Source organism: Burkholderia sp. WSM2230, from assembly GCF_000472445.1.
In the GTDB taxonomy this organism is placed as follows: Bacteria; Pseudomonadota; Gammaproteobacteria; order Burkholderiales; family Burkholderiaceae; genus Paraburkholderia.
Genome location: NZ_AXAJ01000004.1, coordinates 66,864 through 91,126, shown reverse-complemented (window position 1 = coordinate 91,126; position 24,263 = coordinate 66,864). Strand labels below are relative to the sequence as shown.

Here is a 24,263-nt window from a genome sequence, read left to right as displayed (position 1 = left end):
GCGGCTCGCATTGCAGTCGAAATGCGGGCCGCCAACGCCGGCACACGACCATGCACCACCTGAAATGCCTGAGCGGCTATCCTCCCGCGCTGCTGGAGAAAGTCAAGAAACTGATCGCCGACGACAAGCTCGGCCCGTACCTCGCCGCACGCTACCCGAACGCACACGACGTGCAAACGGACCGCGCCCTCTACACGTATTGCGCCGAACTGAAGCGCGAGCATTTGCGCAGCGCCGAGCAGATCGACAAGGTCGTCTACGACAGCAAGCTCGACGTGATGCGTCATGCGTTGGGCCTGCACACCAGCATTTCGCGGGTGCAGGGCGGCAAGCTCAAGGCGAAGAAGGAAATCCGCATCGCGTCGCTATTCAAAACGGCAGCGCCGGAGTTTCTGAAAATGATCGTGGTGCACGAACTCGCGCATCTGAAGGAAAGCGAGCACAACAAGGCGTTCTACCGCCTCTGCGAGTTCATGCAGCCGGGTTACCATCAGATCGAATTCGATCTGCGGCTTTACCTCACGCATCGCGATCTGGCCAAGGGTCTGCGTGATTGATCAGGCAGCGGCCGCCTCGAGCGCCGACGCCTTCAGCAACACAGGAATCGACTTCGAAGTCGGCGTGCCGGCGCCGTCCGCGACGGACGACAGCGGCACGAGCGGGTTCGTCTCCGGATAGTAGGCGCCAAGGCAACCGCGCGGAATATCGTATTCGACAAGCAGAAAACCATCCGCGTGACGCTCGATGCCGTCGGCCCAAACGCTCGTGATATCCACGCGCTGGCCGGCCGCGAAACCCAGCATTGCGATGTCTTCCTTGTTCGCAAACAGCACGCGCCGCTGTCCGTACACGCCGCGATAGCGGTCGTCGAGGCCGTAGATCGTCGTGTTGTACTGATCGTGCGAGCGTGTCGTCATCAAGGTCATCAGGCGTTCGCCATGCTGCTCGCGCGCGCGATGAATCGGCGTGTCGAGCGCAATGGCATGCACGAGAAACTGCGCCTTGCCGCTCGGCGTCTTCCAGATTCGTTCGCGCGACGCGACGCCCAGATGAAAGCCGCCGGGGCGCTTGAGGCGCTCGTTGTAATCGTGGAAACCGTCGATCACTTTGGCAATGCCGTCGCGAATCAGCGAATAATCCGCGGCGTGCGCGAGCCAGTCCACCTTGTTGCTGCCGAGCGTCGCATGCGCCATGCGCGCGACGATCGCGATCTCCGAGAGCAGGTTCTCCGAGGCCGGCTTGTTCATGCCGTACGAGATATGCACCATGCTCATCGAATCCTCGACGCTCACGCCTTGCGCGATGCCGTTCTGCAAGTCGATCTCGGTGCGCCCGAGCGTCGGCAGAATGAGCGCGTCGCGGCCATGCACGAGGTGGCTGCGGTTCAGCTTGGTCGTGATGTGCACGGTGAGATCGCATGAGCGCATCGCTTCCCATGTGCGCGGCGTGTCGGGCGTCGCAATCGAGAAGTTGCCGCCAAGGCCGATGAACACTTTCACCTTGCCGTCGAGCATCGCCTGAATGGTGTTGACCACGTCGAGCCCATGCTCGCGCGGCGGCGCGAAATGGTAGACCTCGCCGAGCCGGTCGAGAAACGCCTGGGTGGGCTTTTCCTCGATGCCGACGGTGCGGTCGCCCTGCACGTTCGAGTGGCCGCGCACCGGGCACAGGCCCGCGCCGCGCCGGCCGATATTGCCGCGCATCATCATGAGGTTCGACAGCAGCTGCACCGTCGGCACCGAATTCTTGTGCTGCGTGAGACCCATGCCCCACGTCGAAATCACCGCGCGGCCCTTCGCGTAGATGTCGGCGAGCTTGAGCACGTCTTCATACGGCACGCCCGATTCCGCGACGATGGTGTCCCAGCTTTCGGCGCGCAGGTCCTCCGCGAACGCCTCGAAGCCCACCGTATGTTCGGCGATGAACGCGACGTCGAGCACGCGTGAAAGGCCCGATGCCAGCGCTTCGTCGTCGAGTTCGATCACGCGCTTGGCCACGCCCTTGAGCAGCGCGAAGTCGCCGCCGACTTTCGGGCGGATGAACACGGAACTGATCTTCGTGCTGCCGAGCGTGAGCATTTCCACCGGATGCTGCGGGCTCGCAAAACGCTCGAGGCCGCGCTCCTTAAGCGGGTTGATCGACACGATGGTCGCGCCGCGCTTCGCGCACTCGCGCAATTCGCCGAGCATGCGCGGATGGTTGGTCGCCGGATTCTGGCCGAAGATAAGCAGCGTGTCCGCGTGTTCGAAGTCGTCCAGCGTGACCGTGCCCTTGCCGATGCCCACGGTATGCGGCAAGCCGCGGCTCGTCGCTTCATGGCACATGTTCGAGCAATCGGGGAAATTGTTGGTGCCGTACATGCGCACGAACAACTGGTAGAGAAACGCAGCTTCGTTACTCGCGCGGCCCGACGTGTAGAACGCAGCCTGATTGGGATCGTCAAGGCGCTTCAGGTGGCCGGCGATCAGATCGAACGCTTCGTCCCAGCCGATCGGCACGTAGCGGTCGCTGAGCGCGTCATAGACCAGCGGGTCGGTCAGCCGGCCGTGTTGTTCGAGTTCGAAGTCGGACTGCGCCATCAGTTCAGCGACCGTGTGCTCCGCGAAGAAGGCGGGCGTCACGCGCTTGCTGGTGGCCTCCGCGGCCACCGCCTTCACGCCGTTCTCGCAGAATTCGAAGGTGGACGCATGTTCGCGGTCGGGCCATGCGCAGCCCGGGCAGTCGAAGCCGTCCGGCTGATTCTGCTTGAGCAGCGTGCGGTAATTGCCGCCCGTCACCTTTTCCTTGATCAGGTTGATGGCGACGTACTTGAGCGCGCCCCAGCCGGCGGCCGGGTGCTTATACGGCTCGATACGGGCGCCGCTGCTCGGGTCTGCGACTGGGTTGCTGCGGGTGTCGGTGTTCTTCATAAGGTGCCGCGCGTGGTCTGTCATGGCCTTTAGCCGATGTGACAAGCCTACTGTGTTCCAATCGCAGTGCAGCATACAGAAAAACAAAAAGGGAAGGGGTACAGTTCTGGCTCCTTGCGTTTTGTCATAGACTGGCGCGCGAGAGGTTCCCTTTCCTTGAGCCACGTCCTTGAAACTCTACGAAAAGCTCGCCGACGAGATCACCGAAGCCGTGCGCCGCGGCGTGTTTGCGGCGGGCGAGCGTATTCCGTCGGTGCGCCAGGCCAGTCAGCAGCATGGCGTCAGCATCAAGACCGTGCTGCATGCTTACGCGCTACTGGAAAGCCGGGGCATCGTCGAAACGCGTCCGCAGTCGGGTTTTTTCGTGCGCGAAGCGGCGCTCAGTGCGTTCAGGCCCGAGACGCGGCGCGTGGACGGCAAAATCATGCCGCCGGCAACGCCCATAACGCCCGTTGCCGCCGAAGTCGACGTGAGCCGCCTCGTGCTCTCGACACTGCGCAGCATCCGTGCGCAGGACGCCGTGCCGTTCGGCTCGCCGTATCCGGATCCTTCGCTCTTTCCCTGGCGGCGCATCAATCAGTATGCGAACGCAATTGCGCGCCGTCAGGCAAGCTGGAACCTGATCGACGATCTGCCGCCCGGCAACCCGGAACTGATCCGGCAGATCGCGCGCCGCTACGCCGAGAACGGCATGCCTGTCGATCCCGGTGAACTCGTCATCACGCTCGGTGCGACGGAGGCCATCAATCTCAGCCTGCAGGCGGTCGCGAAACCCGGCGACACGGTGGCCGTCGAATCGCCGACTTATTACGCGATGCTGCATGCCATCGAGCGGCTGGGCATGCGGGCGATCGAGGTGGCGACTCATCCTGTCGACGGCATCGACATCGACGCATTGGCGCAGGTGATCGCGAGACAGAAGGTCGCCGCGTGCATGGTGATGCCGAACTTCCAGAACCCGCTCGGCTTCCAGATGCCGGACGCGCGCAAGCGGCAACTCGTGGAACTGCTCGCCTCGCATCAGATTCCCGTGATCGAAAACGATGTCTATCAGGAGCTGTATTTTGGCGAGACGCGGCCGTCGACATTGAAAAGCTTCGACACGCAGGGGCTGGTGCTGCATTGCGCGTCGTTTTCGAAGAGCCTGACCGCGTCGTACCGGATAGGCTGGGCGCTGCCCGGGCGTTATCGCGCGCAGGTCGAGAAGCTCAAGTTTCTCAACACACTGACGACGCCTTCCGTGCCGCAGGTCGCCGTGGCCGATTATCTGCGTCAGGACGGCTACGACCGGCATCTGCGGCACGTTCGCAAGGTTTATCGCCAGCAGGCGAGCATCATGAGCGCGATGGTGCGGCGTTTTTTTCCGGCCGGCACGCGCATCTCGGCGCCGCAGGGCGGCTACGTGCTGTGGGTGGAGTTGCCTGAGCGCGTCGATTCGATGAAGCTGTATCAGGCGGCGCTCGCGCGCAGCATCACCGTCGGGCCCGGCATGATGTTTTCGACACGCAACCATTTCCGCCACTTCATCCGGCTCAACTACAGCTATCCGTGGACGGCGCAAAGCGAGGCGGCGCTAAAAACACTCGGCGAGCTGGTGGCCCAGATGGCGTGAAGCAGTACCGTCGCGGCGTGCAGAAATGCGCTCGGCGGATAAAACAGGGAGACATGAATGGATGACGATGAAATCGACCCGTTGCTGCTCGCCGTGCTCGGGCAACTGTGGCGCGCGCAAAGCGAAAGGCCCGCGCGGACGATGCCCGGCGGCGCGTGGTCGCTCGCGAAGCTGTCGAAGCAGGCCAACGTGCCGATGAGTGTGCTGCGGCGGCAGTTGACGGTGCTCGTCGATGGCGGCCTCGTGCAGACGACGTTCGACGAAGAGGGCGCGGGCACCGCGCGTCTCACGGACACGGGCCGCGATGTATGCGCCGGGCTGTTCGGCGCGGGCGGGCCCACGGAGGACGGCGAGCCCGACCCGGAGTCGCCGGATGCGGACGTGCCGCCGAGGCTTCACTGATTGATGACGAAGTTGCGAACAAAGCCGCGAACCACGTCGCGCCGATCCTTGCTCACGTGCGGTCCAACATCGCGACGCCGCAGAACCAGTCGCCGCCATGCGGCCGGTATTTCCACGGACTGCCGCTCTGCCCGATCACGTTCGGGCACTGCTCGCCGATCACAAGACCCGGATGCGCGGCCGTGCACTGAAGCATCGCGGTGTCGGCGGTAGAAGGCACGGGCACCGGCGGCTTGCTTCGCCGCTGCGGTTGCGCGAGCCCAGGTTCGTTGCCGGAATGCGCTGGCGCGGCGGTGGCAGAGATCGTTTCACTCGCCGCCGCGGGGCTTCGCTGCATGCCCGCAAGCACTTGCTGCAACTCGTCGATACGCGTGCCATACCACGTCCCAAGACACGCGGCGTCGCGGCAGTTGGCCTCGCGCCACGCCCATTTGCTGTCGCTGTCGGTGATGAAGGCGCGTCGGTCGCTCACTTTTCGTCGCGCTTTCCAGTAGAGTTGCCCCAGCGTATCGTCGAGACGCGACAGCGCGGGGTCGTTGCAGATCATCTTTTCGGTGAGAGAGCGTCCCTTGCTGCAATCGAAGCTCGCGGCCTGAGCGAACGGATGCACGATCAGCAGCGCGGCGAGCATAACGGGGCGGACGATTTTCATGACGATTCACGCGATGCGAGGTTGCTCATGCAGCGGATGATCGTCCAATCGCGCGTCATGCAGACGCCGGAACAGGCAGCAGTCCCGGCAAGTGATTACCAGATGTTTCCTTGCGCGGCGCGGTGTATGTCGCGATAGTGCAAGGCACGGCGCGCAGGCGGTGTGCGCAGGGAAAATATCTGGGCAGTCAACGGGTATACCCTGGTGCGCTGCTTACATAATCTTGCCGATGTTGGGTTGGGGGGCGCATATATGAACCGCGAAGCGACATCACGTATGGAGATGGGAGCGACGCCCGAGGATTGCCGTTACCGGCCGGATCTGGCCGAAGAGGTGCTGGCGTCGGAGCGCAGCGTGTTGAGGCTCATCACCCGCAATACGCCGTTGCCGGAAGTGCTGGACGAGGTGTGTCGCCGCGCGGAAGCGCTGCTGGGCGCGGGCGCGTCGTGCTCGATCCTGCTGCTCGATGAAGACGGCATGCATGTGCGCATGGGCGGCGCGCCGTCGCTGCCCAAGCGCTTCAGCGCGGCGATCGACGGCGCGACGATCGGTCCTTGCGCGGGCTCGTGCGGCACGGCGATGTACGAGCGGCGCCTCGTGGTCGTCGAGGACATCGAGACAGATCCGCTGTGGGCGGACTACCGCGCGCTGGCGTTGCCGTTCGGCTTGCGCGCGTGCTGGTCGGTGCCGTTCGAAAACGACGCCGGCGCGGTGCTGGGCGCGTTTGCCGTCTATTATCGCGAGCCGCGCCGGCCCACCGCGCAGGAAGAGACCATGCTGCGCGACATCAGCCGCAGCGTCGGGCTCGCCGTGCATCAGGACGCCATGGCGCAACGTCTCGCGCACAGCGAGGAGCATCATCGGCTCGTGGTCGATCATCTGATCGAAGGCATCGTCGTGCAGTCGCGCGCGGGCGTCGTGCTGGCCTGCAATCCGAGTGCGCAGCGCATGCTGCGCACGGGGCCGCAAATCATCGGACGCAGCATTCGCACCGTGATGGTGCGCGGCTTTCGCGAGGACGGCTCGCCGGTCGCGGAAGACGAGCGGCCCACCAACCAGGTGTTCGCCACCGGCAAACCGATGCTCGACGTCACAATCGCCATCGAACTGGTCAGCGGCGAAGTGATCTGGGTCACCGAGAATGTGGTGCCGATCCTCAAGCCCGGCCAGAGCAAGCCCGACTCCGTGCTGATCTCTTTCACCGATATCGGGCCGGTGCGCGAAGCCCAGCGCCAGCTCAAATTCCTGGCCACCCGCGATTCCCTCACCGGCCTCTACAACCGCGCCTATCTGACCGAGCGGATGAACAGCCTGTTCGCGCCCGGCGGCCCGAACGGCAGCGGCGATATGACGAGTGTCGCGGTGCTGTTCGTCGATCTGGACGGCTTCAAGAAGGTCAACGACACCGCCGGTCACGAAGCCGGCGACGCGTTGCTCAAGAGCGTCGCCGAGCGGCTCGCCGGTTGCGTGCGCCACGAAGACACGCTTGCGCGGGTGGGCGGCGACGAGTTCGTGATCGTGGTCAGCGCGTGCGACTGCAACGACCAGTTGATCGCGCTAGCCCGCCGTATCCTCGACGCGATCGCGGTGCCGTTCGCGGTGGCGGACAACGAGTACTACCTGGGTGCTTCGATCGGCATCAGCCGCTTTCCCGAAGACGGCCAGGACGCGCCCACGCTGATGCGCAACGCCGACTCGGCCATGTATCACGCGAAGCAGCGCGGCCGTAACAACTTCCAGTTCTTTACCGCCGAGCTCAATCAGCAGTTGCAGCGCCGCTTCGTGATCGAGCAGTCGCTGCGCCGTGCGCTCGCGGCCAATGAGCTGAGCCTTGTGTACCAGCCGATCGTCGACAGTCACGGCGGCCGGACCATCGGCGCCGAGGCGCTGCTGCGCTGGTACAACAGCGAGCTTGGCAACGTCTCGCCGGTCGAGTTCATTCCGGTTGCGGAAGACGCGGGCCTGATCGCGGAGATCGGGGAATGGGTGCTCGCGCACGCGTGCAAGCAGGCGGCGCACTGGCGGCGTACGCTCGCGCCCGACCTGATTGTCGCGGTGAATCTGTCGCCGCGCCAGTTCAACGACGGCCTCGTCGAGCGGATCGGGCGCTGTCTCGACCAGTCCGGGCTGGAGCCCGCGGCGCTCGAACTCGAAATCACCGAGCGGCTTCTGATGAGCGACAGCGACACAGTGCTGCCCATGCTGCAGGCACTGAGCGCGACCGGCGTGCGCATTTCCGTCGATGACTTCGGCACCGGCTATTCGTCGCTGTCGTATCTGAAGCGCTTTCCGCTGCACAACCTCAAGATCGACCGGTCGTTCGTCGCGGGCTTGCCGGATCATCGCGATTCGATTGCGATCACGCAGGCCGTGGTGGCAATGGCGCATTCGCTAGGCATGAACGTCACCGCGGAAGGCGTGGAGACACCCGAGCAGGCGGCGTTTCTGCGATCCATCGATTGCGACAAGCAGCAGGGCTATCTGTACAGCCGGCCGGTGGGTGCGAGCGCCTATGCGCGCGCACTGGCGGATGCGTGTGTGCCCGCGGCGAGCTGAGCCGCCTTGTGCGTTACCCGGTATGACGATGCCGCTGGGGCGTTGCGGGTAGTCGCTCCGCAATTGGCAGCATGGCGCAAGCCTGGCGGCGACTGGGCGTAAGATGCAACGACCAGCATACGAGCCGCGAGGAGAGTCGCCATGGCACAGCACTTCGACGCAGTCGTGATCGGCACCGGGCAGGGCGGTGCGCCGCTCGCCGTTCGTCTTGGCAAAAGCGGCCGCCGCACGGCGGTGATCGAACGCGCGGCATTCGGCGGGACTTGCGTGAACGTCGGCTGCACGCCGACCAAGGCGTATGTGGCGAGCGCGCGCGCGGCGCACGTGGCGCGCCATGCTGCACGGCTCGGCGTGCTGGTGAGCGGCGCGGTCAACGTCGAACTCTCGGCGGTGAAGGCGCGCAAGGACAAGATCATCGGGCAGTCACGCGACGGCGTCGAACAATGGCTGCGCGGCACGGAAAACATCACCGTATTCAACGGCCATGCACGCTTCACAGGACCGCATGCGCTGTCCATCAGCGGACCGGACGGCACGCTGCTGCACGAACTGAGCGCCGGCGAAATCTTCCTCAATACGGGCACGCGCGCGGTGGTGCCGCCGCTCGAAGGTATAGAGCGAATCCGCTATTACACCAACTCCAGCATGCTCGAGCTGACCGAGTTGCCGAGCCGGCTCGTGATTGTCGGCGGGAGTTATATCGCGCTCGAATTCGCGCAGGTGTTTCGCCGGTTCGGCAGCGAAGTGACCGTGCTGGTGCGCGGGGACCGCGTACTCACGCGCGAGGACGCCGATCTCGCGGAGTCGGTGCAGAAGGTACTCGCACGCGAAGGCGTGGAGTTTCGCTTCGGCATGCAGCCTTCGCGGGTCGAGCCGCATCCGCATCGCGAGAATGAAGTGTGCATTGGCTTCGAGCAGAACGTGCCGGCGCTCGAGGCGTCGCACCTGCTGTTCGCGACCGGGCGCGAACCGAATACGGATGATCTCGGCCTTGCCGCCGCCGGCATCGAGACAGACCGGCACGGCACGATTCCTGTGGACAGCCAGTTGCGCACCAACGTGCCGGGCGTGTGGGCAATCGGCGACATCAACGGGCGCGGCGCTTTTACCCACACGTCTTATGACGATTACCAGATCGTCGCGGCCAATCTGCTCGACGGCGGTGCGCGCACGGTCGACACGCGCGTCATGGCGTACGCGGTATTCGTCGATCCGCCGCTCGCGCGCGTTGGGCTCTCCGAAGAAGACGTGCGCAAGAGCGGCCGCGAGGCACTGATCGCGACGATGCCCATGTCGCGCGTGGGCCGCGCGCGCGAACGCGGCGAAACCGACGGCTTCATGAAGGTGCTCGCCGATGCGCGCAGCAAGCAGATTCTCGGCGCGGCGATTCACGGCATAGAAGGCGACGAGGCGATCCACACGTTCATCGACATCATGACGGCGGGCGCGCCGTATCCGACCTTGCAATACGCGATGCACATTCATCCGACCATCAGCGAGTTGATTCCTACTTTGCTCGACGGTCTGAGGCCCATGAAGTAGCGCGGCCCGCGAGGCGCGGATCGACAAGGCGTCCTGGCATCGCGGATAATCCCGAGCGGTGCACATTCAACCCCGCATTCACTCGAGGAACAGCCGATGGGCAAGGGACGCGTCGAAGCCTTCAGCGATGGCGTGATCGCCATCATCATCACGATCATGGTGCTCGAGATCAAGGTGCCGGAAGGCTTCGACCTGGCCGCGCTGCGGCCGCTCGTGCCGGTGTTCGGCGCGTATGTGCTGAGCTTCATCTACGTGGGCATTTACTGGAACAACCATCACCACATGTTCCATGCGGTGCAGAAGGTCAACGGCGGGGTGCTGTGGGCCAATCTGCATCTGCTCTTCTGGCTGTCGCTGCTACCTGCTGTCACGCATTGGGTCGGCGAAAATCATCTGGCTTCCTGGCCGACCGCGATGTACGGCGTCGTGCTCTTCATGTCGGCGATTGCCTATTTCATTCTGACGCGCTTGCTCGTTCGTCAGCATGGCCGCGATTCGACACTGGCAAAGGCGGTCGGCAACGACTTCAAGGGCAGGGTATCTGTCGGCATCTATCTGGCGGGCATCGTGCTCGCGTTCGTTGTGCCCTGGCTGTCGGCGGCGCTGTACGCACTCGCCGCCGCGTGGTGGCTGGTGCCGGACCGGCGTATCGAACACGTGCTGGAAACCTGAGCGTGCTCGCGTTGAAGCTCGCGAGATAGTGTCTTCATGACCTCATCCACACATCGTTCGCCGCCAAGCCGCATCGGCCTGATCTCCGACACACACAACCTCGTGCGGCCGGAAGCGCTCGACTATCTCGCGGGCTGCGACGCCATCGTCCATGCGGGCGACATTTGCAACCCGGCCGTGCTCGACGCGCTCGCGAAACTCGCACCGCTTACAGTCGTGCGCGGCAATAACGACATCGGCGACTGGGCCGCGTCCCTGCCGAGCCAAGCGACGCTCACCGTGCAGCAAGTCACGATTCTGGTCGTGCACGACATCGCCGACGTGCCAGCCGATCCGCGCAAGGAGGGCATCGGCGTGGTGGTGACCGGCCATTCGCACAAGCCGTCGATCAGCGAACGCGACGGTGTGCTCTTCGTCAATCCCGGCAGTGCAGGACCACGGCGTTTCAAGTTGCCCGTTTCGGCGGGCATTGTGATTGTCGAAGGTGCGCGGGCGGCGGCGAGATTCGATCTGCTGATCAAATGAAAAACGGGCCGGCTGTAAAGCCGGCCCGTCTTGCACAGATTCTCATGAACAGCGCGGCAGCGCGCCGCGCCTCATTTGATCACGCACGCGCCGTAGCGGTCGCGGCGTAACGTTCGTCCATCTCTTCGGCTTCACGCTCGCCGCGCAGCACGGCGTGCGCTTCCGCGCGCGTCGCGACGCACGGGCCCGAGCCGAGCAGCGGCTTGCGGGCGGTTTCGCGCAGCGCGACCACGGAGACGATGCCGATCAGCGACGCGCCCATCAGGTAATACGCGGGCATCATCAGATTGCCGGTGCGGTCGACGAGCCATGCGGTCACGAGCGGCGTCGTACCGCCGAACAGCGACACGGAAATGTTGAAGCCGATGGCAAGCGCGCCATAACGGATCTTCGTCGGGAACAACGCCGGCAGTGCCGACGGCATCACGCCCGTAAAGCACGACAGCAGCATGCCGAGAATCATCAGGCCGGCGAACACCGGCAGCACTGTGCCCATGCGGATCAGCAGCAGCGCGGGAATCGACAGCGCGAAAAGACCCACGCAGCCGAGCAGCATCACCGGTTTGCGACCGATCGCGTCCGACAAACGGCCCGCGGCGAGCGTTGCCGGCATCATCAGCACCATCACGATCAACACGATGAAAAGACCGTGGGATTCGTTGAAGTGCAGCGTCGCCGACAGATAGCTCGGCAGATACGAGAGCGCCATGTAGTCGGTGACGTTGAAGATCAGCACAAGGCCGACGCACAACAGCAGCGGCTTCCATTGCTGCACGAGCAGCTGGCGGAACGACTGCTTGGGAAGCGCCTTTTCCTCGGCTTCGCGTTGCTCGGCCTGCTTCTTGAACGCGGGCGTTTCCTCGAGCTTCATGCGGATGTACAGACCCACGAGCCCAAGCGGACCGGCGATCAGAAACGGCACACGCCAGCCCCACGACAGCAGCGCGTCGTTGGAGAGCGTTGCGGTCAGCACCGCAACCGTGCCCGCGCCGAGCACGTAGCCGATCAGCGTGCCGAATTCAAGGAAGCTGCCCATGAAGCCCCGGCGCTTGTCCGTCGAAAACTCGGCAATGAAGGTGGCGGCGCCGCCGTATTCGCCGCCGGTCGAAAAGCCTTGCACGAGACGCGCGACGAGCAGCAGCGCCGGCGCAAGAATGCCGATCGACGCGTAGCTCGGAATCAGGCCGATCGCGAAGGTGCCGAGCGCCATCATGATCATGGTCATCGCCAGCACGCGCTGACGGCCGATGCGGTCGCCGAGCGGCCCGAACACCATGCCGCCGACCGGGCGCACCAGAAACGCGGCGGCGAACGTGCCGAAGGTCGCGATCAACTGGGCGGACGGGCTCGACGACGGGAAGAACACTTTGCCGAGCGTGACGGCGATGTAGCTGTACACGCCGAAGTCGAACCATTCCATTGCGTTGCCGAGCGCCATGGCGCCGACGGCACGCTTGAGGAGGGAGTTGTCGACGACGGTGATGTCGTCGAGGGAAAGGCGTTGTTCTTGTTGGTGTCGCCAGAAGCCGTTGCTGGAAGCGGTCAAGGTAAAACTCCGATGACTGCGACGAAACTCATGATGCGTTCCGCCACGGTTGCTGGGAAGTGCAGTTTCGCAAACGGGGCGAGGGCCTCTTCGCCGCGGCGGCGAAAGAGTGGGCGCGCGTCAAAAGAAAACGCAGCAGCGCAGCAAAGGCCGCAAAAGCGGCAAGCGCCCGTGCCTCGCGAGCCAGGTCGCGAAAAAACACTCGTCTAGATTGTGCTGACTGTCGCACTTGCGTGGCCGTGAAACGGGGCAGGTGCATGAGGACGCGGATGGCTGGAAGCCGGACCTGCGCCACTGGAAGGCTTGAAACGAAAAAGGCCGGTGCTTGATTCGCCGTTTGCGACAACTTTGCGACAACCCTTGGACGATCCTTTGGCGGACCCTCAGGGCAAGCTCAAACTACGATACGACCGACAAGCCTTCTTGTATAAAAACTGTTCCATCGCGATGGACACGCGCAGTGCACGCACTTGGTGTCGCAAGGTCAGAGAACGCGAATGAAGGTGAATTGCTGTTGGAACGAGGCACATGTTAGCACGATGACAGAGGATCGCGCAAACCCGGTTTTGCTTCAGAGTGCCGGCTACGGCGTCCGATCCCTTGCCGGGCGGGGGATTCGGAGAATCGCGGCAGTGTGCAGAAAGGGCTTGAAACGGCTCGAAAATGTACCGTTTAGAGAATTTCGCGCCGGTGTGCGGACGAAAAAAATCCGCGCATGAGGCGCGGATCTCGTTGCTGCGGGTTGCGGGCGGCGGACGCTGATTCAGCCGTGGGACCCCGGCGCTCACCGAGCCGTCACTGAGTGGCCACTGAGCGACCACTGATTGACCACTGAGCGACCACGAGGCCCTTACTCGCCCGCCGGCGGCACATAGCCCTGAGCGGTGTCCGCGCCTTCACCGAAGAAGAACTTTTCGGTCTGCTTCATCAGATACTGGCGCGCGCGCGGGTCGGCCATGTTCAGGCGGTTTTCGTTGATCAGCATGGTTTGCTGCTTCAGCCAGCTTTGCCACGCTTCCTTCGAGATGCTTTCGTAGATCCGCTTGCCGAGTTCGCCCGGCAGCGGCGGGAAATCGAGGCCTTCGGCTTCCTTGCCGAGCTTCGCGCATTGAACCATACGAGTCATGCTGTGCTTCTCCTCTAATCGATGTGGGGACCGGCCAGGCGCTTATATGAGGCCGCTCAGAGCTGTTTCATCAGCACGAGCGATTTGCGCTGCCAGTTGTAGAGTCGGCGGCGGTCTTCGGGCAGGTCGTCGACCGTGACCTTGACGAAGCCGCGCTTCAGGAACCAGTGTTCGGTGCGCGTGGTGAGCACGAAAATGCGCGTCAGGCCGCGCGCCCGCGCGCGTTGCTCGATGCGCTTGAGCAGCCGCTCGCCGTCGCCGGTGCCCTGCGCTTCGGGCGCAACAGTGAGGCATGCCATTTCGCCGATGCGCTCCTGCGTGTACGGATACAGCGCGGCGCAGCCGAACAGCACGCCGTCGTGCTCGATCACCGAAAAATGGTCGATGTCGCGTTCGATCTGATGGCGGCCGCGCCGCACCAGCGTGCCGTCCGATTCGAGCGGCTCGATCAGCGCGAGAATGCCGCCGACGTCGTCCGGCGTGGCCTCGCGCAGGCTTTCGAGGTTCTCATACGAGATCATCGTGCCGACGCCGTCGTGCAGGAACAGTTCGAGCAGCAAACTGCCGTCGAGCGCATAAGGGATGATGTGCGCCCGCGCCACGCCGCCACGGCAGGCGCGGATAGAGTGCTTCAGATAGAAGCCCGCGTCGCCGGTCACTTCGCCGCTTTCGTGCAGCTTGTAGGCGTCGTCGAGCGACAGTTCGCGAATGAGTTCGGGGCCTTCCTCGCCGGCTTGCATGAGGCCGGGCGTTTCAGTGAGGAACACGATCTTGTCGGCGCGCAACGCGATGGCGGCGGCGGACGCGACGTCTTCCATGGCCAGATTGAATGCCTCGCCAGTGGGCGAGAAGCCGAGCGGCGACAGCAGCACGAGCTTGCGGCTCGCGAGCGAATGGCGGATCGAATCCGCGTCGATTTTGCGCACCACGCCGGTGTGCGCGAAGTCCACGCCGTCCAGAATGCCGACCGGGCGCGCGGTCACGAAATTGCCCGACACGACGCTGATGTGCGCGTGCGCCATCGGCGTATTCGGCAAGCCCTGGCTGATGGCTGCCTCGATATCCAGGCGCACTTCGCCGGCCGCCTCTTTCGCGGACTCGAGCGCGCGCGCGTCGGTAATTCGCATGCCGTGTGAAAACTCCGACTCCACGCCGTGCAGGCTCATCTGCTCCTCGACTTGCGGACGGGAGCCGTGCACCAGCACGATCTGGATACCCATGGCCTGCAGCAGCGCGATGTCGGACACGAGCGCATTCAGGAGCCCCTGATGCACCACCTCGCCCCCAAAACCGACGACAAAGGTCTTGTTGCGGAACGCGTGGATATAAGGGGCGACTGAGCGCATCCAGTCGACGAATTGCGCGTGCTGTGCGAGGTCTTCCGATGTGCCGGCGGGGGCCGGAACGCTCGCGGGCGCGGGGACGAGGTCGGTTTGGGAATTCATGCCCGGGATTATAATGCGCCCCCATGTCGAATGTACCCAAAAGTCCCGCCGCGGCGAACGAGAATGCGGCGCCGGCCGCCGATCAAACGAAGGCTGGCGACGCGCAGCGCCGCCCCGGCCACGAGGCGAACCGCGGCAAGCCGAACGCGCCCCGCACGGCGCGCGAGCCGCAGCGTGCCGCGCCGGGCGAAGAGACGCCAGCCAAACCGCGCGATCCGGCGCAGGCCGCGAAGAACGCGCGGCGCGGCGAGCGCCGCGAGCCGCGCGCTGCGCAAACGCCGCGCACTGTGCGCGCGCTCGCCGAGCCGAACCCGATTCCCCCGATCACTTTCCCCGAAGCGCTGCCGGTTTCCGGCCGCCGCGACGAGATCGCGAAAGCCATCGCCGAAAACCAGGTGGTGATCGTGTCGGGCGAAACAGGCTCCGGTAAAACCACGCAGTTGCCGAAAATCTGCCTCGCGTTGGGCCGCGGCCTCGGCGCGGGAGGCTCGGGGCTGATCGGGCACACGCAGCCGCGCCGTATTGCGGCTTCGGCGACGGGCCGGCGCATCGCCGAGGAACTTGGCACGCCGTTCGGCGAGGTGGTCGGCTACAAGGTGCGCTTCACCGACAATCTGTCGCCGGGCGCGTCGGTCAAGCTGATGACGGACGGCATTCTGCTCGCCGAGACCCAAACCGATCCGCTGCTGAAAGCGTATGACACGCTGATCATCGACGAGGCGCACGAGCGCAGCCTGAACATCGACTTTCTGCTCGGCTACCTGAAAGAAATCCTGCCGAAGCGCCCCGATCTGAAGCTCATCGTGACCTCGGCGACCATCGACGCCGACCGTTTCGCGCGCCACTTCGGCAGCGACGAGAAGCCCGCACCGGTGATCGAAGTGAGCGGGCGCCTGTATCCGGTGGAGGTGCGTTACCGTCCGGTTGCCGAAGAAAGCCCGGCGGTGAAGGCGGCGCAAGGCACGCTGGGTGGCTCGCGCGCGGCGTCGTCGCGCGGCGAGCGGCCCAAGACCCAGCGCGAGTCCGACCGCGATCTGATGGAGGCGATCGTGGACGCCGTCGACGAATTGTGTCGCGAAGGTCACGGCGACGTGCTGGTGTTCCTGCCCGGCGAGCGCGAAATTCGCGACGCCGCGGAGGCGCTGCGCAAGCACCATCCGCCGCATACGGAAATCTTGCCGCTCTTCGCGCGGCTCTCCGCCGCCGACCAGGAGCGCGTGTTCCGCACGTCGAACGCGCGGCGCATCGTGCTCGCGACGAACGTCGCGGAAACCTCGCTGACGGTGCCAGGCATCCGCTATGTGGTCGACACGGGTCTGGCGCGCGTGAAGCGCTACTCGTATCGGAACAAGGTCGAGCAGTTGCAGGTCGAGTCGATTTCACAGGCGGCAGCGAATCAGCGGGCGGGGCGTTGCGGGCGCGTGGCCGACGGCATCTGCATTCGTCTTTATGACGAAACCGATTACCAGAGCCGCGTGCGTTTTACCGACCCGGAGATCCTGCGCTCGTCGCTGGCTTCGGTGATTCTGCGCATGAAGTCGCTGCATCTGACGGCGATCGAGACGTTTCCGTTTATCGAGCCGCCGCCGGGCCGCGCGATTGCCGACGGTTATCAACTGCTGAACGAACTCGGCGCCGTCGACGACGACAATCAGCTCACGCCGCTCGGCCGCGAGCTCGCGCGCCTGCCGCTCGATCCGCGCGTCGGCCGGATGATTCTCGCCGCGCGCGACCAGCAATCGCTGAAGGAAGTGCTGATCATCGCGAGTGCGTTGTCCGTGCAGGACCCGCGTGACCGGCCGATCGAAGCGCAGGAGCAGGCCGACCAGGCGCATCGCCGCTTTGCCGACGAACGCTCGGAATTCCTGCAATGGCTGAAGATCTGGAACTGGTTCGAAGAAGCGATTGCGCACAAGAAGTCGAACAAGCAGTTGCACGAGGAATGCCGCAAGAACTTCCTGTCGCAATTGCGTCTGCGCGAGTGGCGCGATGTCCATTCGCAGTTGCTGACCGTGGTACGCGAGCATGGCTGGCGACTGAATGAAGCTGACGCGACGTTCGAGCAGATCCATCTGGCGCTGCTCACGGGCCTGCTCGGCAACATCGGTCTGAAAGCCGACGACGAGCCGTATTACCTCGGCGCACGCGGCATCAAGTTTTACCTGTGGCCAGGCTCCGCACTCGTGAAGAAAGCGGGCAAGTGGGTGATGGCCGCGGAACTGGTCGAAACGAGCCGTCTGTACGCGCGCTGCATCGCGAAGATCGAGCCCGAGTGGATCGAGAAGATCGGCGCGCATCTGCTGAAGAAATCGCTTAGCGAGCCGCATTGGGAAAAGCGCGCGGCGCAGGTCTCGGCGTTCGAGCGCGCGGTGCTGTACGGGCTGCCCATCTATCACCGCCGGCGCGTGAGCTTCGGCAGGCAGGACCCGGCGCGGGCCCGCGAGCTGTTTATTCGCGGCGCGCTCGTCGAAGGCGAATTCGACACGAGGCTTGGATTTTTCGCGCACAACCGCAAGCTGCTTGCGGACATCGAGCAACTCGAACACAAGTCGCGCCGTCAGGACGTGCTCGTCGACGAAGAGCTGATTTTCGGCTTCTACGACCACGCGCTGCCCAAGGGCATTTACACAGGCGCGGCGTTCGAGCGCTGGTATCGCGACGAGGTGAAGAAAAGCGGCCAGCCGGAGGACAAGCTGCGCCTGCTGTATCTGTCGCGCGACGACCTGATGCGCCACGAAGCCGCCGGCGTGACGACCGACCTGTTCCCGAAACGGATGACGATGGCGGGCGTCGAGATGGCGCTCAGCTATCACTTCGAGCCGGGTTCGCCACGCGACGGCGTGACGCTCGCCGTGCCGCTCTTCGCACTGAACCAGGTCGACGCGCGGCGCTGCGAGTGGCTCGTGCCCGGCATGCTGAAGGAGAAGACCCAACTGCTGCTGAAGTCCTTGCCGCAGAAGTTGCGGCGCCATTGCGTGCCGCTGCCGGAATACGCGGCGGGTTTCGTCGAACGTCATGAGGCGCCGCGCTTTGCCGCGGGCGGTCTGCTCGAAGCGTTGATCGCCGATGTCCGCGAGCAGAAGCAGGTCGCGCTGAAGCAGGCGGACTTTAAGCTCGAAACGTTGCCGCCGCATCTGTTCATGAACTTCAAGGTGATCGACGAACACGGGCGGCAACTGGCGATGGGCCGCAATCTGTCGCAACTGCGCGCGGAGCTGGGCGGCCAGGCGCAGCAGCATTTTCAGAAGATTGCGTCGAGCGCGGCGGGCGCGGCGCTCGCGGGCGCAGCGGGGGCGCGAGGCGAAGGGGCGGTGGCGTCAGGGCCTGCGTCGGGGGCTTCGTCTCCTGTTACGGCTGCGCGCGGCAAGGGCGCTGCCGTGCCTGGCGCGCAGAGCCCCGCGCCAGGCGGCGGTGCCGCCGGCACTGCGCTGTACGAAAACCTCACCACGTGGAATTTCGGCAAGCTGCCCGAGTTGCTCGAAATCCGCCGCGGCGGGCAGACGCTCTTCGGCTATCCCGCGCTGGTCGATCGCGGCACGCACTGCGACGTCGAGGTGTTCGATTCACCGGATGAGGCGGCGCGGATTCATCGTGCGGGCTTGCGTCGACTGTTCGCTTTGCAGTTGAAGGAGCCGATCAAGTATCTGGAGAAAAACCTGCCGGGTCTGCGCGAAATGGCGATGCAGTTCCTGACCCGCGGCACACAGGAAGAACTGCGCGATCAGTTGATCGACACGGCGCTCGATCGCGCGTGCCTGCAAGACCCGTTGCCGGACGACGACGCGAGTTTTCATGCACGCCGCGATGAAGGGCGCAGTCGTCTCACCCTGCTGGCGCAGGAAATTGCGCGGCTCGTCGGGCAGATTCTTGGCGAATACGCGGCCGTATTGAAAAAGCTGGTGCAGGCCAAGTCGTTTAGCGTGGCGCATGCCGACATGCAGAATCAGTTGGATGCGCTGATCGGCAAGCGGTTCGTGGTCGATACGCCGTATTCGCAACTGACGCATTTTCCGCGTTATCTGAAAGGCATTGCGTTGCGCATCGACAAGCTGAAAGCGGACCCCGCGCGCGATGCACGGCAGTTCGCCGAATTCCAGCCGTTGCTGCAGCACTATCAGCGCGCGGTCGCGCAACGTGGCGGGGTGCCGGACGCGCGTCTTTCCGAGTTCCGCTGGCTGCTGGAAGAGTTGCGCGTGTCGCTGTTCGCGCAGGAATTGCGCACGCCGATGCCGGTGTCGGTCAAGCGGCTTCATAAGGTGTGGGATTCGATGCAGCGGTGACAGAGGCAGAAGGCGGCCGGATCGCGGAATGCAACGCAAGGCTGGCGTGCTTCCAGCTCTTTTTGCCGTGCGGGAAAAAGGCGCGTGATGGGCTCCCTTATGCTGCACCCATCACGCGCGAAGCCGGCCCAGGGGCGGAGTTGGACCTGGGCCTACCTGCTCACTACATCCGCTTCACCATGCTTCGCACGGCGGACCGCGCTGCATTGGTCCGCGGAACCGGTTACCAGTGCATGCCCGCACCCACCGACGCGCCGAACTGGCCGCGCGAGTCCGTGCTGCCTTGCAGCTTGTAGACCCACTTGCCGGTCTCCGACAACTGCGACACGCCGATGGCCAGCGCGGACTGCCCGCCATACGTGCCGCCGGCCATTGCGACCATGCCGCGGCCAGGCAGGACCGCCTGGGGCAGACCGGCCGTGGCCAGTGCGGATGCCGTGCCGCCGTACGAATCGCGTCGCGCGGAACGGATCTGATCGTCGGTGTAGCTCCGCGCTGCGCCGAGCGCGTCGCTCATGCTCTGTTGCAACTGGTTGACGTTGACCGCATCGGTGCCTTGCACGCCGGCTGCGACGTTGGCGATCTGGCGCTCCTGACCCGCCGCGCCCACCGATACGGTGTTCGCGCGATCCGCGACCGAGCCTTGGCCCAATGCGACGGAGCTCGCGGCGCTCGCGGTGGCGCCCGCACCCAGCGCAGTCGCCCCACTGCCGCTCGCAAGCGAGTTCGCGCCCATGGCGCTGGCGTTGGCGCCGGTGGCGCGCGCGTTCGCTCCGCTTGCAACCGAATGCACGCCCGACGACACCGCGCCTTCCAGGTCGCGGTCGCCTTCCCCGCTCATGAACGGGTTCGCCGCGTTCACGACGGCGTTGTTCACCGCGCCGTTGATTGCTGCGTTCAGTTGACCGACGTTGACCGCGTCGGAACTGTCGACGCCGTCCGCCAGGTTGTGGATGACCGTGCCGCCGCTCGCTGCATCGCCGCCGAGCGTGACGCTGTTTTTGTTAACGCTGCCGTCGGCGTTGCGGTCGTACGTCACCGCGCCGTCGAGCTTCGCGGCGGTAGCGGCACCCTGGTCGCTCACGGCTTTCAACTGGGCGACGTTGACCGCGTCGGTGTCGGCGGTGCCGGCGGCGACGTTGGTGATCTGGCGTTCGTTGCCGGCGGAGCCGACGGAGATCGTATTGGCGCGATCGGCGATGGAGCGCTGGCCGAGTGCAACCGAGCCCTGCGCGCGAGCTTCCGACATCGCACCCAGAGCCAGAGACCCGGCGTCCTCCGCATAGGCGAAGTGACCGAGCGCGATGCCATAGTCGTTGGGCGCGCTCGCCCCCGTGCCTATGGCAATGGCGCCGACGCCATTGGTCGAGGCGCCATTGCCGAGTGCAATCGAGTTCGTCGCGCCCGCGCGTGCCTGATAGCCGAGCGCGGTTGCGTTGCCGCTGGCGGCGCTCGCCTCGTAGCCGAGCGCAGTTGCGTTGCCGCCGGTCGCGCTTGCCGCGTAGCCGAGGGCGGTGGAGCCGTCGCTGGCCGCATTGGAGAAGCCGCCCACGGCGGTACTGAATCCGCCCTGGGCCTGCGCGCTGGTGCCGGCGGCGAAGCTGGCCTGACCGACGGCCAGCGCCGAACTGCCGATGGCGACCGCGTCCGCGCCGCTTGCCGTGGCACTTGCGCCCACGGCGATGGCCTGAGAGCCACTGGCCGCCGCGCTGCTGCCGACGGCGACTGCACGGTCTCCGGTGGAACTTGCGTCGTCGCTGCCGTCGTTGGCGCCGCCGGCCTTGAAGTAGCGCGACGCGTTGCCGACCACTGTATTGAGCTGCGTGACGTTGACCGCATCCGTACCGGCTGTACCGGCCGCCACGTTCGCAATCTGCCGTTCGTTGCCTTTCGATCCTACGGAAACGGTGTTGGCCCGGTCCGCTAAAGAGCCTTGGCCCAGTGCGACCGAGTTCGCCGCCTGCGCACGTGCCTGATAGCCGAGCGCGGTTGCATTGCCGCCGGGCGCGCCTGCCTGATAGCCGAGCGCAGTTGCGTTGCCGCCGGTCGCGCTTGCCGCGTAGCCGAGGGCGGTGGAGCCGTCGCTGGCCGCATTGGAGAAGCCCCCCACGGCCGTACTGAATCTGCCCTGGGCCTGCGCGCTGGTGCCGGCGGCGAAGCTGGCCTGACCGACGGCCTGCGCCGAACTGCCGATGGCGACCGCGTCGGCGCCGCTTGCCATGGCACTTGCGCCCACGGCGATGGCCTGAGAGCCACTGGCCGCCGCGCTAGCGCCGACGGCGACGGTCTGAGCGTCACTGGCCGCCGCGCTGCTGCCGACGGCGACTGCACGGTCTCCGGTGGAACTTGCGTCGTCGCTGCCGTCATTGGCGCCGTTGGCTTTGAAGTAGCGCGAGAGACCTGCGGTTGCGGCCCGCAACTGACTGACGTTCACCGCATCGGTTGCATCGGCACCGGCGGCGATGTTAGTCATGCGGCGTTCCGCTCCAAACGAACCCACCGACACTTCGCCGTTTGCTCTCGCCCCCGCTATTGTCGTGGGATCGGCGCCGGGCGGTACATAGGCGCCCTTGCTGAGGTCCGCGCTTGTGGTGGACCGGGCGCCCAGCGCAACGCTGTTGTCAGTCGACGCGCCGGCAGCGTAGCCAAGGGCGACCGAGTTCAGGCCGGTGGTCGAGGCGGCATGGCCGAGTGCCGTGGAGTTAGCGCCCGCGGCCGTGGCGGATGTACCGCCGGCGAACGAGTAACTGCTCAAAGCGGTCGCGCCATCGCCAAGTGCAACAGCGTTGACCCCGTCAGACCGTGCGCCATATCCAACCGCGGTCGACATCATGGCATTGGCGTGCGCCAAGCCGCCCAACGCGGTTGCGCCGGCTGTGCCCGCGACGGCTCCGGCACCTGCCGCGATCGAGTCTGTGCCGTTCGCTTGTGCAGTGAATCCGCTCGCCACCGAGCGCAGGCCCGCCGCTACCGAAGCTATTCCAGTAGCAGTGGCGCCGTCCGCCGACGCGCTGGCGCCTACGCCCATCGCAGTCGAGCCAGAGCCGGTCGCGGTGGTGCCCATGCCCAAGGCTATGGAATTGTCGGCCGAGGCAACGGCATTTGCGCCTTCAGCAATGGCATTGGTGCCTGATGCATTCGCGTTGACGCCAACCGCGACCGAGCCGCTTCCCGCAGCATTGGCGCCCGGTCCCACCTCTGTCGCGCTGCTGCCCGCTGCCATCGCATTCGCTGCGGCAAATAGAGCAATTGCCGCGACAGCTCGTCCCACGGCTTTCGTGCGGGCCGAACCCCGTTTCGTCCTCACCTTCGACGTTTCCGGGGCCGCTACCCACGTCGACGTCGCTTCACACCAGATTGATTGATAGGTTTTATTCATGTATTAAACTCCGCACTGTTGTTTTTGTGGCGGAGTGGGCGCGATAATCCGGAGAGGCGTCATCGCCCATTTTCTGGTCTTGCAAAGCTAACGGATATTAATGGCGGTGCCGTTTGTTGCCATTAATAATCGTGGGTGCTGTTGGCGCATTTTCAGTAACCGGATCAGTCCGCGCTCACTCGAAAGTCCACCTGGTTAAGGGCTGGACGATGAACGCGCGAGGATTGTCCGGGCTCGGTGTAAGCCCAAAAATAAGCCAAATCCGAAATATGAAAAATCGATTTTTTCTGTCTTATCTTTGTGTGTATTCGACGTAATTCGCCGGGCAATATAAAGAGGAGTCGCATTTTGTCTTTATGGAAACTTGTCTTATTCGGCATGTTCCTGGTTGCGCTGAACATCAAATAAGACAACGTTTTTCGCTTCCCGGGGGGGCGCTTCTGGGCCCGTTTCTGGGCCCGTTCGCCCCCCCGCCATCACGCATGTGGCCCTTCATTTTCCCGGTAGCGCAGCCCGACCTGCGTCAACCGCAGGCAGCGGCAAACGTTCTACAATGACAGCCGTTCTCCGAAGCGAGTTTTCATGCGTAAATTTTTTCTTCCCGGCGTGACAGCCACGTTCGCCGCAGGCCTCGCTCTCGCCGCCGCGGCAGGCTTTTTTTCTCCGGCGGCCCACGCCAACAACGTGATCGTGCTGAATTCCGCCGAAGCCACGCTGAGCCTCATCGACGAGACGACCCGTCAGGTCATCGGCACGGTGCCGACAGGCAAGGAACCGCATCACCTGATGGCGACGCCGGACAATTCGTCGCTGATCGTCGCGAACTCGGTGTCGAACAATCTGATGTTCGTCGACCCGAAAACAGGGCAGGTCCAGCGCTGGGTCGAAAACATCGAGGATCCGTATCAGATCGGATTTTCGCCTGACCGCAAGTGGCTCGTCACGACCGGTCTGCGCCTCGACCGCCTCGACATCTACCACTACGACGGCCAGAAGAACCAGATGACGCTCGCCTCGCGTCTGCCGCTCGCCGTCATGCCGAGTCACATGGCTTTCACGAATGACAGCAAGACGGTCTTCGTCACGCTGCAGGTGTCCGGCGAACTCGCCGCAATCGACCTCGCCACCCAGTCCGTCAAGTGGAAAATGAAGGTCGGCAAGGTGCCGGCGGGGCTGTGGATGACGCCGGGCGAGAAGTACCTGCTCGTCGGCATGACCGGCGCCGACTACGTGGCCGTGGTCGACTGGCATACGCAGAAGATCGTCAAGACGATCCATACGGGCAACGGCGCGCACAACTTCCGCTCACTGGCGGACGGCAAGCACGTCGCGGTGTCGAACCGCGTGGCGAGCACGATCAGCATCATCGACGAAGAGTCGCTCACCAACGTGGGCGACATCACCGGTCTGATGCCGGGGCCCGACGACATGGAACTTTCCGCCGACAAACGCTATCTGTGGGTAACGTTCCGCTTCGCGAAGCACGTCGGCATCATCGACCTGAGCACCCGCAAGCTGATCCAGACGATCGCCGTGGGCCGCTCGCCGCACGGCATCTATTTCTTTAATCGGGCGCCGGTCACGGCGCCGAACGGCGCGTGATAATAGAGCCTGCCA

At 64.6% G+C, this 24,263-nt stretch carries 15 protein-coding genes; 9 read left to right on the top strand and 6 right to left on the bottom strand.

Annotation, left to right across the window (positions count from 1 at the left end; genetic code table 11):
• Positions 1-50: 50 nt before the first annotated feature.
• Positions 51-557: a YgjP-like metallopeptidase domain-containing protein gene (locus A3AC_RS0110580; protein ID WP_025598789.1), complete on the top strand. Its 507-nt coding sequence runs from the start codon at positions 51-53 to the stop codon at positions 555-557.
• On the opposite strand, the gene A3AC_RS0110575 is transcribed toward A3AC_RS0110580, so the two are convergent.
• Entirely contained in the window at positions 558-2,909 is a 2,352-nt protein-coding gene (locus A3AC_RS0110575) for an FdhF/YdeP family oxidoreductase (RefSeq protein WP_025598788.1), read from the bottom strand. It abuts the gene before it with no gap.
• A gap of 169 nt (positions 2,910-3,078) precedes the next feature.
• Here A3AC_RS0110575 and A3AC_RS0110570 point away from each other — a divergent pair, with 169 nt between their 5' ends.
• Positions 3,079-4,521 (top strand): aminotransferase-like domain-containing protein, encoded by a 1,443-nt coding sequence (locus tag A3AC_RS0110570; protein WP_025598787.1) that lies wholly within the window; start codon positions 3,079-3,081, stop codon positions 4,519-4,521.
• Positions 4,522-4,578: 57 nt separating this feature from the next.
• Complete coding sequence (locus tag A3AC_RS0110565) at positions 4,579-4,923, top strand: helix-turn-helix transcriptional regulator (protein WP_025598786.1); 345 nt, start codon at positions 4,579-4,581, stop codon at positions 4,921-4,923.
• Between the two features lie 52 nt (positions 4,924-4,975).
• Here the strand turns inward: A3AC_RS0110565 and A3AC_RS0110560 are convergent, their stop codons facing one another.
• Complete coding sequence (locus tag A3AC_RS0110560; protein WP_025598784.1) at positions 4,976-5,575, bottom strand: lysozyme inhibitor LprI family protein; 600 nt, start codon at positions 5,573-5,575, stop codon at positions 4,976-4,978.
• A 252-nt stretch (positions 5,576-5,827) separates the two neighbouring features.
• Between A3AC_RS0110560 and A3AC_RS0110555 the strand changes: the two genes are divergently transcribed.
• The 4 genes from A3AC_RS0110555 to A3AC_RS0110540 all read left to right on the top strand — a co-directional run bounded on the left by A3AC_RS0110555 (position 5,828) and on the right by A3AC_RS0110540 (position 10,870).
• Positions 5,828-8,131 (top strand): putative bifunctional diguanylate cyclase/phosphodiesterase, encoded by a 2,304-nt coding sequence (locus A3AC_RS0110555; protein WP_025598783.1) that lies wholly within the window; start codon positions 5,828-5,830, stop codon positions 8,129-8,131.
• Between the two features lie 141 nt (positions 8,132-8,272).
• Positions 8,273-9,673, top strand: a complete 1,401-nt coding sequence (locus tag A3AC_RS0110550) for an FAD-containing oxidoreductase (protein WP_025598782.1) — start codon at positions 8,273-8,275, stop codon at positions 9,671-9,673.
• A gap of 96 nt (positions 9,674-9,769) precedes the next feature.
• Positions 9,770-10,345: a TMEM175 family protein gene (locus tag A3AC_RS0110545; protein WP_025598781.1), complete on the top strand. Its 576-nt coding sequence runs from the start codon at positions 9,770-9,772 to the stop codon at positions 10,343-10,345.
• 36 nt (positions 10,346-10,381) lie between these two features.
• A complete protein-coding gene (locus A3AC_RS0110540; RefSeq protein ID WP_025598780.1) occupies positions 10,382-10,870 on the top strand; it encodes a metallophosphoesterase family protein in 489 nt (162 codons plus the stop codon).
• Between the two features lie 79 nt (positions 10,871-10,949).
• Here A3AC_RS0110540 and proP read toward each other — a convergent pair whose 3' ends face one another.
• From proP to argA, 3 genes are all read right to left on the bottom strand, one after another.
• A complete protein-coding gene (proP, locus tag A3AC_RS0110535) occupies positions 10,950-12,416 on the bottom strand; it encodes a glycine betaine/L-proline transporter ProP (RefSeq protein WP_025598779.1) in 1,467 nt (488 codons plus the stop codon).
• A gap of 850 nt (positions 12,417-13,266) precedes the next feature.
• Positions 13,267-13,542 carry an oxidative damage protection protein gene (locus tag A3AC_RS0110530; RefSeq protein WP_013338731.1) on the bottom strand — a complete coding sequence of 92 codons (276 nt, stop codon included), beginning with the start codon at positions 13,540-13,542 and terminating at the stop codon, positions 13,267-13,269.
• Between the two features lie 56 nt (positions 13,543-13,598).
• Complete coding sequence (argA, locus tag A3AC_RS0110525; protein ID WP_025598778.1) at positions 13,599-14,987, bottom strand: amino-acid N-acetyltransferase; 1,389 nt, start codon at positions 14,985-14,987, stop codon at positions 13,599-13,601.
• A gap of 23 nt (positions 14,988-15,010) precedes the next feature.
• Between argA and hrpA the strand changes: the two genes are divergently transcribed.
• The gene (gene hrpA, locus A3AC_RS0110520; protein WP_025598777.1) at positions 15,011-19,267 is read left to right on the top strand and encodes an ATP-dependent RNA helicase HrpA; all 4,257 of its coding nucleotides are present in this window, start codon (positions 15,011-15,013) and stop codon (positions 19,265-19,267) included.
• Between the two features lie 223 nt (positions 19,268-19,490).
• On the opposite strand, the gene A3AC_RS0110515 is transcribed toward hrpA, so the two are convergent.
• Positions 19,491-22,646, bottom strand: coding sequence for a YadA-like family protein (locus tag A3AC_RS0110515; RefSeq protein WP_025598776.1), 3,156 nt, complete (start codon positions 22,644-22,646; stop codon positions 19,491-19,493).
• Positions 22,647-23,228: 582 nt separating this feature from the next.
• Here A3AC_RS0110515 and A3AC_RS0110510 point away from each other — a divergent pair.
• A complete protein-coding gene (locus A3AC_RS0110510; protein ID WP_025598774.1) occupies positions 23,229-24,248 on the top strand; it encodes a YVTN family beta-propeller repeat protein in 1,020 nt (339 codons plus the stop codon).
• The last annotated feature ends 15 nt before the right edge of the window (positions 24,249-24,263 follow it).

Coding starts and splice junctions, on each gene's coding strand:
- A3AC_RS0110580 (WP_025598789.1), top strand. CDS start 51: ATGCACCACCTGAAATGCCTGAGCGGCTATCCTCCCGCGCTGCTGGAG.
- A3AC_RS0110575 (WP_025598788.1), bottom strand. CDS start 2,909: ATGAAGAACACCGACACCCGCAGCAACCCAGTCGCAGACCCGAGCAGC.
- A3AC_RS0110565 (WP_025598786.1), top strand. CDS start 4,579: ATGGATGACGATGAAATCGACCCGTTGCTGCTCGCCGTGCTCGGGCAA.
- A3AC_RS0110560 (WP_025598784.1), bottom strand. CDS start 5,575: ATGAAAATCGTCCGCCCCGTTATGCTCGCCGCGCTGCTGATCGTGCAT.
- A3AC_RS0110555 (WP_025598783.1), top strand. CDS start 5,828: ATGAACCGCGAAGCGACATCACGTATGGAGATGGGAGCGACGCCCGAG.
- A3AC_RS0110550 (WP_025598782.1), top strand. CDS start 8,273: ATGGCACAGCACTTCGACGCAGTCGTGATCGGCACCGGGCAGGGCGGT.
- A3AC_RS0110545 (WP_025598781.1), top strand. CDS start 9,770: ATGGGCAAGGGACGCGTCGAAGCCTTCAGCGATGGCGTGATCGCCATC.
- A3AC_RS0110540 (WP_025598780.1), top strand. CDS start 10,382: ATGACCTCATCCACACATCGTTCGCCGCCAAGCCGCATCGGCCTGATC.
- A3AC_RS0110530 (WP_013338731.1), bottom strand. CDS start 13,542: ATGACTCGTATGGTTCAATGCGCGAAGCTCGGCAAGGAAGCCGAAGGC.
- argA (WP_025598778.1), bottom strand. CDS start 14,987: ATGAATTCCCAAACCGACCTCGTCCCCGCGCCCGCGAGCGTTCCGGCC.
- hrpA (WP_025598777.1), top strand. CDS start 15,011: ATGTCGAATGTACCCAAAAGTCCCGCCGCGGCGAACGAGAATGCGGCG.
- A3AC_RS0110515 (WP_025598776.1), bottom strand. CDS start 22,646: ATGAATAAAACCTATCAATCAATCTGGTGTGAAGCGACGTCGACGTGG.
- A3AC_RS0110510 (WP_025598774.1), top strand. CDS start 23,229: ATGCGTAAATTTTTTCTTCCCGGCGTGACAGCCACGTTCGCCGCAGGC.